This is a genomic window from Vibrio sp. 10N.286.51.B11, from assembly GCF_041469245.1.
Taxonomy (GTDB): Bacteria; Pseudomonadota; Gammaproteobacteria; order Enterobacterales; family Vibrionaceae; genus Vibrio; species Vibrio crassostreae_C.
This window is the reverse complement of record NZ_JBFRKI010000009.1, coordinates 44,995-58,695: the sequence shown is the minus strand read 5'-3', so window position 1 is coordinate 58,695 and position 13,701 is coordinate 44,995. Positions and strand designations below refer to the sequence as shown.

The window sequence follows — 13,701 nt, the reverse complement described above, 5'->3', positions numbered from 1 at the left end:
ATTTAGGTTGGTGAACACATTGACTCACCAACCTAAAGTGAGCTTAAACGACACGAATACCTGCTGGCATCGCACGTTCAGGTGTTAGCAATACACTTTCAGATTCATCTTCCGTTTCTGCACAAAGCAACATGCACTCAGAAGTGTGGCCTCTCATCTTCGCCTTCGCTAGATTGCACAAAACAACAACCTGCTTACCCATCAACTCTTCTTCTGTGTAGTAAGGGACTAGGCTGGTCACCGTTTGCAGTGTCTTGTCACCAACATCCACTTGCACTATGTAAAGCTTGTCGGCGTTTTCATGACGCACAACCTCAATGATCTTACCCACACGCATTTCTAACTTAGCAAAGTCACCATAAGAGACAGTATCCATTTCTCACTTCCTATATTGGTTTATTTTCACTCATCAAATAATTTACTAAAATTAAGTAAAATGTAAATGTTTACACTAGCATTAAGCCTAATAATTACAAGCGGTAAAGATCTCATTACTGGAAGTAAAATGAGAGTTTCGTTGCCTTACTATCATTGTCGGTGTTAAATAGATGAAGCAATGTATAGAGGTTAAAAATGGCAACAATTAAAGATGTAGCAAAGGAAGCTGGTGTTTCTGTTGCAACCGTATCTCGAGTGATCAACAAGTCTCCCAAGGCGAGTGCAAGCTCGGTAGAGTCTGTAACTAAAGCGATGTCTAAACTTGGCTATCGACCGAATGCCAATGCTCGAGCGCTGGTAAGCCAAAGCACGAACACTGTTGGTGTATTGGTCGGTGACATCTCCGATCCCTTTTTTGGCACGCTGGTTAAGGCTGTCGACAATGTCGCTCGTGAGAACGGAAAACATATCCTTGTCGGTAATGGCTCGCACGATCGTGAAGAAGAGAGACAAGCGATTGAATTGCTGATTAACAGCCGTTGTGACGCCCTGGTGATCCACTCTAAAGGCCTCACCGACGAAGAACTGATTGCCTATGCAAAAGAGGTCAAAGGCTTAGTACTGATCAACCGTTATATTGCTGAGATTGCCAACCACTGTATTTTCTTAGACAACAAAAAAGGTGCGTATCTTGCGACGGAATATCTGATCCGCCATGGCCATAAGAACATTGCCTGTATCGCCTCATCGCATAGCATTGAAGATGCCGATGAGCGTATCCAAGGTTACTTAGCGGCACTCTCAGATTACAAAATAGCGCTCTCTGACAGCTATATTGAATACTCAGCGCCGACCAGTGACGGTGGCGAATACGCCATGACTAACCTTCTGACTAAGTCACTGCCAATCACTGGCATTGTGGCGTACAACGATTACATGGCAGCTGGTGCTTTGTCTGTCCTTGATGAAAACGGTATTCAAGCGCCAGACAAAATGTCGATCATCGGTTTCGATGATGGTTTGATTGCCCGCTATGTTCATCCAAAGCTCACCACTATTCGCTACCCGATTCAGATGATGGCAGAGAAAGCGACACGACTCGCGTTGCACTTAGCCAAAGGTGAAAACACCTCAACTGAACCAATGATGTTCTCTCCAACTCTGGTACGCCGTAATTCGGTAGAGAAAGTCTAGGTTCTGGTCGACTCATCAAGCAATAAACAAAAAAAAGCCCTAACAGAATCGCTTCTGTTAGGGCTTTCCTACCTTACTCAGATACTCAACAATCGCGCTTAATAAACCGCACTCTTGTTGAGCGCCACTTTTGCTCATCCCCCAAGAACAACGCGATAATTCACATCGTCCTATTCACAAACAAAAGATATTGACGTAACCGCTTTGAGCTAGAGCGTACTAGTTTGAAGAATCCCCCGAAAATTCAAACTGGTAACAGGTACTGTAGTTATATTCTTGTTCAGGCTTGAGAATACAACTGTCCTGCTTCCACTCTGGGTGGTTAGGAGAGTCAGGTAAGAACTGGGTTTCTAGCGCCAAACCAGCGTAGTCTTCATAGCTGCCACCACTTCGGTTTGGTGTGCCACCAAGCCAGTTTCCGGTGTATAGCTGCATCGCAGGTTTGGTTGAAAATACTTTTAGTGTGACGAGCGCATCCGGTGAGGTTACGGTCGCGGCGCATTGAGTGCGTTTGCAGCCATCAGCCAATAAGAAAGAGTGGTCGTAACCCTTTGCTGCTTTCTGCTGTTCATCGCCCAACAAACGCTCTGAGATCATCATAGGCTGATTGAAGTCAAAGCTGGTCGATTTCACTGATTTAAGGTTACCTAACGGAATACCCACCGAATTGGTCGGTAAGAACTGATTAGCATTGATACTGACAATGTGTGACAAACAATCGTGTCCAGCTTCAGCGCCAAGTAGATTGAAGTACGCATGATTCGTTAGGTTGACTACAGTCGGCTTGTCTGTGGTTGCAGAGTAATTAATGGACACTCGATTGTCTTCGGTGATGTCATAACGTACCGACACATTCAAATTCCCCGGGAATCCTTGGTCGCCATCAGCAGACTCTAGACTGAACACCACTGACGTTTCGGTTTGCTCGGCAATATTCCAACGGCGTTTATCAAATCCGTTCGGGCCACCATGTAAGGTATTGCCCGCTTGGTTGGTTTCCAGCTTGTAATTCTGACCATCAATTTTGAAACGACCATTAGCAATGCGGTTAGCATAACGGCCAACGGTTGTGCCCATATAGCTGGCTTGTTTATCGAAGTTCTCCATTGAGTTAACACCCAACAACACTTCTCTTTTGTTTCCCTTTACTGGCAGGATACAGCTCAACCATGTTGCACCAATATCCATGAATGTCACTTGAATCCCATGCGTATTTGATAGCGTCACTAACTGAGCGGGTTGGCCATCATAGGCTGGAGTCTGCGCCATGGATTGATGCAGGTTTTGCTCTTGTGTCATTCTAAATTCCTTCTAGTGCCAGTAAAAAGCCTCTACCTGAAGTAAAGGCTTTAGCATTTGGCCTACCATGATCTTTTTACTTGGTAAGCTCTATATTAAGTCTCGAAGCCGTTAGATTACTTCAACTAAGCCTGCTCCGTCTTTCGCTTGGCACACATAAATAGATTCTTTTAGCCCCGTCGCCGCTTGATATTTCTGTTCAACGGTTGTTTTGATTTCATCAACCAATGCAGGTGGAACCAATGCCACAATACAACCACCGAAACCACCGCCAGTCATACGCACGCCACCTTGTTCACCGATCACTTCTTTGACCATATCAACCAGCGCATCAATCTCTTTCACCGTGATTTCAAAATCATCACGCATTGATGCATGCGATTCAGCCATCAACTCGCCCATACGCTTCATATCATGAGTGCGTAGAGCTTGAGCCGCTTCAACAGTACGGTCATTTTCAGTAATCACGTGACGAGCACGTTTCGCGACCATTTCATCCAATTCAGACTCTTTCGCTTTGAATTGCTCAATGGTCACATCACGAAGTGCCGGAACACCAAAGATGCGCGCCGCTTCTTCACACTGTTCACGACGTGTGTTGTATTCGCTGTCGACTAAGCCGCGTTTCTTGTTTGAGTTAATGATAACCACAGCCATATCTTCTGGCATTGAAACCGCTTGAGTCTCTAGGCTACGACAATCCAATAGCATCGCATGGTTTGCACGACCTTCTGCAGAGATCATTTGGTCCATGATGCCGCAGTTACAGCCAACGAACTCGTTCTCTGCTTGCTGGCCGTTCAATGCTACTTCTGCTTGAGTGATCTCTAAGTTGTAAAGCACCTTAAATGTCTGACCAATCACCACTTCAAGTGCCGCAGAAGAACTTAAACCTGCACCTTGAGGTACGTTACCCGTTACAGAGATGTCTGCACCTGTAAATTCAAAGCCGCGACCTTTTAAGCACTTCACCACACCACTAATGTAATTAGCCCACATCTTGTCTTGTTGGAATGTGATCTCTTGAGTTAAATCGAACTCATCGACTGCATTACCGTAGTCCACTGATACTACGCGAACAATGTTGTCGTCACGCTTAGCCGCGGCGACTACCGTTTGGTAGTTAATGGCACACGGTAGAACAAAACCATCGTTGTAGTCAGTGTGCTCGCCGATCAGGTTCACACGACCTGGTGCTTGGATAATATGAGTCGCTTGGTAACCAAGGACTTGCTCAAAAGATGCTTTCACGTTTTGGATTAGGTCAGACATAAGTAAACTCTCTGGTTAAACTCTTTGTTCAATTGGTTATGGCCCCTTTACGGCACCACTTTAATTCTTTTAGATTCCCTATATCGTTCGTCGCTCACGGTAGGGAATGACAACATCAGCGACTAAACTTTTAAGCTTCTAAGCTCTTAAACTTATGGGCTTTTCATCTGCCGTCATTCCAGAATCGAGGGACGAGATATCAGGAATCTCGCTTGTTATCTACGAAGCAACGTATTACTGCTCTTTATAGTGAACGTCACTCAAATCACGCAGACGCTGCGCTGCTTGTTCTGCGGTTAAATCACGCTGAGACTCAGCCAACATTTCGTAGCCGACCATGAACTTGCGAACCGAAGCACTACGTAGCAATGGCGGGTAGAACAACGCATGCAGTTGCCAGTGATCGATGTCCGTGCCTTCTTCAAAGAACGGCGCATAGTGCCAACCCATTGAGTACGGGAATGAGCATTGGAACAAGTTGTCGTAACGACTGGTCAGCTTCTTAATCGCAAGCGCTAAATCATCACGCTGCTCGTCAGTCAGTTCGCTCATACGGCGAATGTGCGTTTTTGGTAGCAACATGGTTTCAAATGGCCACGCCGCCCAGTAAGGCACCACCGCAATCCAATGTTCAGTTTCAACCACAGTGCGAGAGCCGTCTTTCATTTCAGCTTCAACGTAATCCACTAAAAGATTCGAACCTTGTTGTTCGAAGTACTCTTTTAACAATTTCTCTTTGCGTTCAATCTCGTTGGGCAAAAAGCTGTTTGCCCATATCTGACCGTGCGGATGAGGCTGAGAACAGCCCATGGTCTCGCCTTTGTTTTCAAACGCTTGAACCCATAGGTAGTCTTTACCTAGCTCTTCAATCTGTTCATTCCATGTGTCGATAACACCGCGAATCTTGTTTAGTGGTAACTCTGGCAGCGTTTTGCTGTGGTCCGGAGAAAAACAGATCACGCGGCTCAACCCGCGAACACCTTGAGTCTTGAATAGAGGGTTTTCAGACTCTGGAGCGTCAGGCGAATCGGGCATCAAGGCCGCGAAGTCATTACTGAATACATAAGTGCCGTCGTAATCTGGGTTTTCGTCGCCCGAGATACGCGTATTGGTTGGGCACAAGAAACACTCTTTCTCATACGCAGGAAGCTGCGCAGTCGATGGTTTTTCATCTTGGCCACTCCAAGGACGTTTTGCTCGGTGCGGTGATACTAAGATCCACTGACCCGTTAATGGGTTATAACGACGATGCGGGTGGTCTACTGGGTTAAATTCAACTTTTGACATGTTTAGATTGCTCTCAAATTTTGTGTCTTGGTCAATTCACCAAGATGAATAATTCTTCTACAAGGAGATTCCCTATCACGCTCGTGCCTCGCTGTAGGGAATGACGTGTAATCTCGTTGTGCTATTTGTGCAAAGGCCACCACTTCATAGCCTTATGCTCATCCGTCATTCCAGAATAAAGGCACGAGATATCTGGAATCTCTATTTTTTCAATAGCTTAAAAGTTATTTAGTAACCTTGTGGGTTATTCGACTGCCAATTCCATGTATCCGCCGTCATCTCCATCACGCTACGCGTCGCCTTCCAGCCAAGCTCGCGCTCTGCTTTTTCAGTACTTGCCCAACATTCGGCAATGTCACCTGCGCGGCGTGGGCAAAGTTCATAAGGAACTGGCTTACCCGATGCTTGTGCGAAGGCTTCAACCATCTCGAGTACACTTGAGCCTTTGCCCGTACCTAGGTTGTAAATGTGTAAGCCCGCTTTCTCGCCAACCACTTTTAGTGCTGCTACGTGGCCATCAGCCAAATCCATTACATGAATATAGTCACGAACGCCTGTGCCATCGACTGTTGGGTAATCGTTTCCAAAAACAGCCAGTTTTTCACGGCGACCTACGGCTACTTGGGCAATAAACGGCATTAAATTATTTGGGATACCTTGTGGGTCTTCACCCATAGTGCCCGATGGATGTGCGCCGACTGGATTGAAGTAACGCAGTAAAGTCACGCTCCAATCGTTCTCCGCGTTGAACAGATCGCTCAAGCACTCTTCCACCATATATTTGCTGCGACCATAAGGGTTAGTTGTCGCGCCAGTTGGTGAAGTTTCAGTAATCGGCACTACGTCCGGGTCACCGTAAACGGTAGCCGAAGAACTAAATACGATGTTTTTCACGCCCGCTTTCTTCATGCTTCGAGCTAACACCAGTGAACCATTGACGTTGTTATCGTAATATTCCAAAGGCTTAGCCACCGACTCCCCTACCGCTTTCAGGCCAGCAAAGTGAATCACCGCTTGGATATCGTTTTCTGAAAACACGCTATCTAGAAAAGATTGGTCACGAATGTCGCCAAGATAAAACGTTGGGCGCTTGCCAGTTAACGACTCGATTCGTTCCAGCACTAGCTCTTTGCTGTTGCAAAGGTTATCAACAATGATCGGCTCCATACCTGCCTGTATCATTTGAATGCATGTATGACTTCCGATGTAACCCATGCCGCCCGTAACCAGTACTTTCACAATCAACCTCTCTTTATCGTCATTCGTGGGCTAGCTCAAACTGACATTCAGCTCAATAGCACCGTATGCCAGAAATAGTAGCAGCCATTTTGACTATAATTCTGTGATCAAAACCACGAAGTGTAAACGTTTACACTAACTTTCATCATTGGTACTGAACATGGCATAGAGATAACGTATAGCTGTTAACTTCTAATTCATTGAATTTTAATAAGATAATTATAGATAGTCAGATTTGAGACATCACAGATGAGTTGAGCATTTATTTTACTAAAAGTTAATGCAATGACTTCCAGTTTGATTACAATAGGTCTGTAGAATAAAGAGGTGCATTGCTTTTTTACTAAATACCAATTTCAAAGCAGCGCAATGTTCCAATAACAGGAAGTGAGTATGGCAACGTTAAAAGATATCGCGACTGAAGCGAATGTATCATTGGCTACAGTTTCAAGGGTTCTCAATGAAGATCCAACATTAAGCGTCAAGGAAGAGACCAAAAGGCGTATCTTTGAAATTGCAGAGAAGTTGGAATACAAAACCAGCAGCTCACGAAAAACCGTTAGTAGTAAAAAACAAAACCATCACTTCCTAGCCCTGTATAACTACAAGCAAGAAGCTGAGGTTAACGACCCTTACTACCTATCGATTCGCCATGGGATTGAAACCCAATGCGAAAAGATGGAAATCAAGCTAACCAACTGTTATGAAAGTAAAATACAAATCAACTCAGCGCCGATAACAGGTGTTTTATTGGTGGGTCGAATGACACCAGAGGTTATCGAGCAAGCTAAAAAGCTGAGCGATAATATTTGTTATGTCGATTTTACCGATCACTCAGAACCTTATGACTCTGTCGATATCGACCTGGCTTTGATCAGCAAAGAGATCACCAACTTCTTTATCAACCAAGGCTATGAGCGCATCGGCTTTATTGGTGGCCAAGACGACGTCAACACCCCTGATATTCGTGAAGTCGCTTTTGCTGAATATGGTGGCCTAAAAAATGTTGTCAGTGAGCAAGACATCTACCGTGGTGACTTCTCTAGCTCATCAGGTTACAAGCTTGCAAAACAGATGCTCGCGACGGGCGACTACCCTAAAGCCATGTTTATTGCGTCAGATTCCATCGCAATTGGCGTTTTACGAGCAGTTCATGAGCACGGATTAAACATTCCTGAAGATATTGCGCTGATCAGTGTAAACGACATCCCAACAGCTAAATTTACCTTCCCATCTTTATCGACTGTTCGTATTCACTCTGAACTGATGGGAATTCAAGGCGTTAACCTGCTGATTGAGAAAGTACGCGACGGCCGAACCATCCCATTACGCGTCTATGTACCAAGCAAACTCAAGCTACGCGATACAACAAAATAATTAAATATATCAAATAGATAAATTAAGGCTACCTTTGTTGAAGGTGGCCTTTTTTGTGCCCGTCACATACATCAATCGACACATGTCCCCCTCTTTAACCTGCTGCATAAAACAGCCAATAGCATTCTTTTAAGTGGATCACACAGCACCGTAAAAAGACCATAAAAAACGTGATGAAGTTAAAGTAAAACGTTTTCACTAATTTCATTTAGTAAAACTTTTACTAATAATTACCTCAGTCCAAAAATACTCGTATTCACTACGACCCAATTACGCATAAGAACGTCGGTCAGCAAACTGCATTTAGACCGAGAGAGAGGCAACGTGAACAACTGGGAAAACTTCCTGAACTTACATGAGAACCGTATGGCACCGCGTGCATACTTCTTCTCATACGCATCAGAAAAAAATGCAAAAACGTTTCAGCGTGAACTGAGCAGCCACTTCCAACTATTGAGTGGCCAATGGAATTTCAGCTACTTCACCAATCCGCTATTGGTTCCTGAAGAGTTTTATTCTCAGGAAATGAGCGACTGGGGCAACATCACGGTTCCAAACATGTGGCAAATGGAAGGCCACGGCGATCTTCAATACACAGATGAAGGTTTCCCATTCCCAATTGACGTGCCTTTCGTACCATCAGACAACCCAACCGGCGCATACCAACGCTCTTTCTTCCTTGGCGAAAGCTGGGACGAAAAACAAACCATCATCAAATTTGATGGCGTTGAAACTTACTTCGAAGTTTACGTAAACGGCGAATATGTAGGTTTCAGCAAAGGTAGCCGCCTAACCGCTGAGTTCGATATCTCTAGCCAGGTAACAGCAGGCAACAACCTACTTTCTATTCGTGTGATGCAGTGGGCCGATTCAACCTACATTGAAGACCAAGACATGTGGTGGACAGGCGGCATCTTCCGTGATGTTTACCTCGTAGGTAAAGAACAGCTGCACATTCAAGACGTTACCGTTCGCACTGATTTCGACGACGCTTACCAAAGCGCTACCCTGTCGTGCAAAGTGGAACTAGAAAACCTAGCAGCAGCGGCAAACGCAACCCTTGAGTACGCATTGCTTGATGGCAGCCAAGTTATCTCGCAAGGCTCAGTAGATAACCTAACTGTTCCTAACCAACAGACTGGCGGCAATGCCGATACTCAATTCTCTATCGATGTAGTGAACCCTGTTCAATGGAACGCTGAAAACCCATACCTTTACCAACTGCTGCTGACGCTGAAAGACGCTGACGGCAAAGTGTTAGAAGTAATCCCACAACGCGTTGGTTTCCGTGACATTAAAGTTCGTGATGGTCTGTTCTACATCAACAACAAATACGTGATGCTGCATGGTGTGAACCGCCACGACAACGACCACCTAAAAGGTCGTGCTGTTGGCATGGATCGCGTAGAAAAAGACTTAGTGTTGATGAAGCAACACAACATCAACTCAGTACGTACAGCGCACTACCCGAACGACCCACGTTTCTACGAACTGTGTGATATCTACGGTCTGTTCGTGATGGGCGAAACCGATGTTGAAACACACGGTTTTGCTAACGTTGGCGACTTAAGCCGCATCACTAACGATGCAGCATGGGAAGCGGTGTTTGTTGAGCGTATCGAGCGTCATATTCACGCTCAAAAGAACCACCCTTCTATCATCATGTGGTCACTGGGTAACGAGTCTGGTTACGGCTGCAACATCCGTTCTATGTACGATGCAGCAAAAGCCATTGATGACACGCGTCTGGTTCATTACGAAGAAGACCGTGATGCTGAAGCGGTCGACATCATTTCAACCATGTACTCACGAGCTCAACTGATGAATGCCTTCGGTGAATTCCCGCACGAAAAGCCACGCATCATCTGCGAATACGCACACGCAATGGGTAACGGCCCGGGTGGTTTAACTGAATACCAAAACGTGTTCTACAAGCATGACGCAATTCAAGGTCACTATGTTTGGGAATGGTGTGACCACGGCATTCTAGCGCGTGATGAAGCAGGCACAGAGTTCTACAAATACGGCGGTGACTACGGTGACTACCCGAACAACTACAACTTCTGCATGGACGGTTTGATCTACCCAGACCAAACGCCAGGCCCTGGCTTGAAAGAGTACAAGCAAGTGATTGCCCCAGTGAAGCTTCGCGATTTCGATGCACAAACGGGCACCTTCACGGTAGACAACAAACTTTGGTTCTCAAACATCGATGACTACACCATCACTGCGGAAATCCGTGCTGAAGGTGAAACCATTGCTGTGCAACACATCAAGATTGAAGAACTGGCAGAAAACTCGAGCCGTGAACTGACACTTAACTTGCCACAACTTGATGAGCGCGAAGTGTTTGTGAACTTTACCGTGCGCAAGGATTCTCGTACGCCTTACAGCGAAGCGAACCACGACATCGCGGTGTATCAATTCCAAGTGAAAGAGAACACAGCACAGCTAGAAGCCTTCACTAACAACAATGCGACAGCACTGAATGTGGAAGAGTCTCGTTTAGCTTACCTAATCAAAGGCCACAACTTCGCACTGAACTTCTCGAAAGTGAACGGCAAGCTGACGTCATGGTTGGTCAATGGCGAAGAGATGATTAAGTCAGAACCACGAATCAACTTCTTCAAGCCAATGATCGATAACCATAAACAAGAGCACGATGGTTACTGGGAGCCTGCACACTTGCAAATTATGCAGGAGCACTTCCGTAGCATTGACCTTGAATGCGTTAACGTTGAACAGGTAAATGGCAAGGTAGAGATCACCACCACCAGCATCATTGCTCCACCAGTATTCGATTTCGGCATGCGTTGTGAATATCGCTACCAAGTTAATGCTGAAGGCCAATTGAACGTTGAGCTAAGCGGCGAACGTTACGGTGAGTACCCTCATGTAATTCCTGTGATTGGTTTTGATATGGGCATCAACGGCGACTTCGACCAAGTCCAATATTACGGACGCGGCCCTGAAGAGAACTACCAAGACAGCAAGCAAGCCAACATGATTGATGTGTACCAATCAACCGTTGCAGACATGTTCGAGAACTACCCGTTCCCACAAAACAACGGCAACCGCCAACACGTTCGTTGGGCTGCGCTTTCAAGCCGTGCTGGCAATGGTATTGCGGTGAAACCACAGCAAGAAATCAACTTCAGCGCATGGTTCTACACCAACCAAAACCTGCATCAAGCACAGCATACGATTGAACTAGAGAAGAGCGGTTACATCACCCTAAATCTAGACCACCAAGTGATGGGCCTAGGTTCAAACTCTTGGGGCAGCGAAGTATTGGATTCTTACCGCGTGTACATGGATGAGTTCCGCTACGGCTTAACTCTGATTCCATTCCAAGCAGGCGATTGCGACGCACAACACCTAATCAATCACAACTTTGGTGATGAGTTCTTCACGGCGAATACGCCAACAACTCAACCACAACAGAACGAGGCATAAGCGATGATCGTTTTAGACAACCTAGAGCAATTTAAAGTCGTTTACCGCGACGGTCGTAAATGGCAACGCTGTGTAGAAGCGATTGAAAACATCGGCAACATTGAAGATAGCGTGATGTATTCGATTGGTGACTCACTGGCTTACATGATTGAAGACGGTGTGGCTCGTAACACAGAAAACTTCACCGGCAACCGTCGTTACTTTGATGTGCACTACTACTTGGAAGGTCGTGAAACGGTTGAGTTTGCTGATAAGTCTCAACTTGAACAGACCCAAGCTTACAGCGATGAAACCGACCGTGAACACCTACTGGGTAACGGTGAAACTCGTGAGTTATCTGAAGGCCAAGTGGCGATCTTTGATAACAGCAAAGCTTACCGCTTCCACGGTGATAACCGAGTTCGCAAGGTGGTGCTGAAAGTGACCATTGAAGACGGTTACTTCCTTAATAAGTAAGCAATAACCCTATTAACTCACAGCGCGTTTGAGCCTTGCCGTTCAAGGCTCAAATAGACTGAACAAAACCTCTGTGCTTCTTCCCTACAAAGAAGCATAGGGAAATAACGACTATAATTATGTGATTCCCTGGAGGACACTATGTCTGAATCTGTACGCGGTAAGTTAGGCAAATTTGCCCTACTCTCCATGACATTTGCAGCGGTATTTAACGTTCGCAACATTGTAAACAACAACATCGAATTGGGATTGAGTTCAGCCCCTATCTTTTTGCTCGCGACCCTTATTTACTTCATTCCGTTCGTGTTCATCATTGCTGAATTCGTATCAGCAAATAAAAATTCTGAGTCAGGCATGTATGACTGGCTAAAAAAACCACTAGGCTCAAAAGCAGCCTACCTAGGTTCCTTCCTATACTGGTTCGTAAACCTTTTCTGGTTTGTATCCCTGCTACCAAACGTAATCGCCTATGCGTCTTACGCGATGTTGGGCTATGAATACGCCTTCTCGCCAGTCGTCACATCGGCTATCTCGATTGCTCTGTTTGCTGCAGCAACTCACATCTCAACCAAAGGCGCGAGCTGGCTAGGTAAGATTGCCGAGATCGTGGCCTACGGTGTATTCGCTCTGTTTGCAATCTACGTTATCGGTGCACTAATGGCACTGGGCGGCAACCATGAGCCAGTAGAACCAATCACGCTTGAAGCAATGACACCGACCATCAACTGGGCAACGCTAGGTATCATGTGTTGGATCTTCCAAGCAGCCGGTGGTGCAGAAACCGCAGCCGCTTACCTAAACGATGTTAAGGGCGGTCACAAGTCTTTCATCAAGGTTATCATTGGTGCAGGTATCGCAATCGGCGCAATGTACGCAGTGGGCTCTCTTCTAGTAAACGTATTCGTTGCTCGTGATGAACTGACCTACGCTGGCGGCATGGTTGAAATCTTCACAGGTATGGCGAACTACTTCGACATTTCACAATCTCTAACGGGTCGCTTCGTCGGTATTATCCTATTCGTTGCTATGTTCGGTTCGATGATGATGTGGACAGCAGCTCCAGTAAAAATTCACTTCTCTGAAATTCCTAAAGGTGTTTACGGCGAGAAGACAACAGAGCTTAACGAACACGGTGTGCCAGTACGTGCAGCTTGGTGGCAGTTCGCGTTTGTATTCGTGATGCTTGTGGTGAACGGCTTCGGCTCTGAATCTGTACAAGACATGATGAATACAGCAATCAATCTAACAGCAGGTACGGCAATGCTACCGCCAATCTTCATCATGGTGGCCTACTTTGTATTCCGCTTGAAACACGACGACACACCGCGTGATTTCCGCATGGGTACTCGAGTTCAAGGTATGGCAGTAGTATCGGTACTGATTGGTATCTTCATTGTGAGCATGACAGCATCGGCATTCCCGACAGGTGTTGACCTTGTTCAAGCCTTCTTCATCAACGTCTTCATGACAGCGGTATTCTCTGGTATCGCATGGTGGTGGATCTCTCGCTTTGAAAAGAAGCAAGCAGGTAAAGAAGCAAAGCTAGAAACGGCTAAGCAATCGTAGCACTCTGCATCCCCCCAACTTTAAAAGCGCCTAACAAGGCGCTTTTTTTGTTTTAAATCAGATAATTAAAATAAAAACCCCAAAAATAAAAACGGCGTTCCGTCAAGGTTTCAGTTCACGAAAAACACCAATTAATAGGTAATAAAACTCAAATAAAAACCAAGGTAAAACATTAAC

The 13,701-nt window shown here is 45.7% G+C and carries 10 protein-coding genes; 5 read left to right on the top strand and 5 right to left on the bottom strand.

From position 1 onward, the window contains the following. Positions 1 to 43: 43 nt before the first annotated feature. Positions 44 to 376, bottom strand: coding sequence for a tRNA-binding protein (locus tag AB4154_RS05315; RefSeq protein ID WP_017060796.1), 333 nt, complete (start codon positions 374 to 376; stop codon positions 44 to 46). 197 nt (positions 377 to 573) lie between these two features. On the opposite strand from AB4154_RS05315, the gene AB4154_RS05310 reads away from it, so the two are divergent. Then, positions 574 to 1,572 carry a substrate-binding domain-containing protein gene (locus tag AB4154_RS05310; protein ID WP_017066816.1) on the top strand — a complete coding sequence of 333 codons (999 nt, stop codon included), beginning with the start codon at positions 574 to 576 and terminating at the stop codon, positions 1,570 to 1,572. Between the two features lie 219 nt (positions 1,573 to 1,791). Here AB4154_RS05310 and galM read toward each other — a convergent pair whose 3' ends face one another. The 4 genes from galM to galE all read right to left on the bottom strand — a co-directional run bounded on the left by galM (position 1,792) and on the right by galE (position 6,669). After that, positions 1,792 to 2,871 (bottom strand): galactose-1-epimerase, encoded by a 1,080-nt coding sequence (galM, locus tag AB4154_RS05305; protein WP_017063325.1) that lies wholly within the window; start codon positions 2,869 to 2,871, stop codon positions 1,792 to 1,794. Positions 2,872 to 2,982: 111 nt separating this feature from the next. Continuing rightward, the gene (gene galK, locus AB4154_RS05300; protein WP_372122422.1) at positions 2,983 to 4,143 is read right to left on the bottom strand and encodes a galactokinase; all 1,161 of its coding nucleotides are present in this window, start codon (positions 4,141 to 4,143) and stop codon (positions 2,983 to 2,985) included. Positions 4,144 to 4,377: 234 nt separating this feature from the next. Beyond that, positions 4,378 to 5,430, bottom strand: coding sequence for a UDP-glucose--hexose-1-phosphate uridylyltransferase (locus tag AB4154_RS05295; protein WP_136973738.1), 1,053 nt, complete (start codon positions 5,428 to 5,430; stop codon positions 4,378 to 4,380). A gap of 228 nt (positions 5,431 to 5,658) precedes the next feature. Further along, positions 5,659 to 6,669: a UDP-glucose 4-epimerase GalE gene (gene galE, locus AB4154_RS05290; protein ID WP_136973739.1), complete on the bottom strand. Its 1,011-nt coding sequence runs from the start codon at positions 6,667 to 6,669 to the stop codon at positions 5,659 to 5,661. 393 nt (positions 6,670 to 7,062) lie between these two features. On the opposite strand from galE, the gene ebgR reads away from it, so the two are divergent. From ebgR to AB4154_RS05270, 4 genes are all read left to right on the top strand, one after another. Continuing rightward, complete coding sequence (gene ebgR, locus AB4154_RS05285) at positions 7,063 to 8,046, top strand: transcriptional regulator EbgR (RefSeq protein WP_017066024.1); 984 nt, start codon at positions 7,063 to 7,065, stop codon at positions 8,044 to 8,046. A gap of 324 nt (positions 8,047 to 8,370) precedes the next feature. Further along, positions 8,371 to 11,502, top strand: a complete 3,132-nt coding sequence (gene ebgA / locus AB4154_RS05280; RefSeq protein WP_372122420.1) for a beta-galactosidase subunit alpha — start codon at positions 8,371 to 8,373, stop codon at positions 11,500 to 11,502. Between the two features lie 3 nt (positions 11,503 to 11,505). Then, positions 11,506 to 11,958 (top strand): beta-galactosidase subunit beta, encoded by a 453-nt coding sequence (locus tag AB4154_RS05275; RefSeq protein WP_372122418.1) that lies wholly within the window; start codon positions 11,506 to 11,508, stop codon positions 11,956 to 11,958. A 141-nt stretch (positions 11,959 to 12,099) separates the two neighbouring features. Next, positions 12,100 to 13,524 (top strand): amino acid permease, encoded by a 1,425-nt coding sequence (locus AB4154_RS05270; protein WP_017063320.1) that lies wholly within the window; start codon positions 12,100 to 12,102, stop codon positions 13,522 to 13,524. Positions 13,525 to 13,701: the final 177 nt, after the last annotated feature.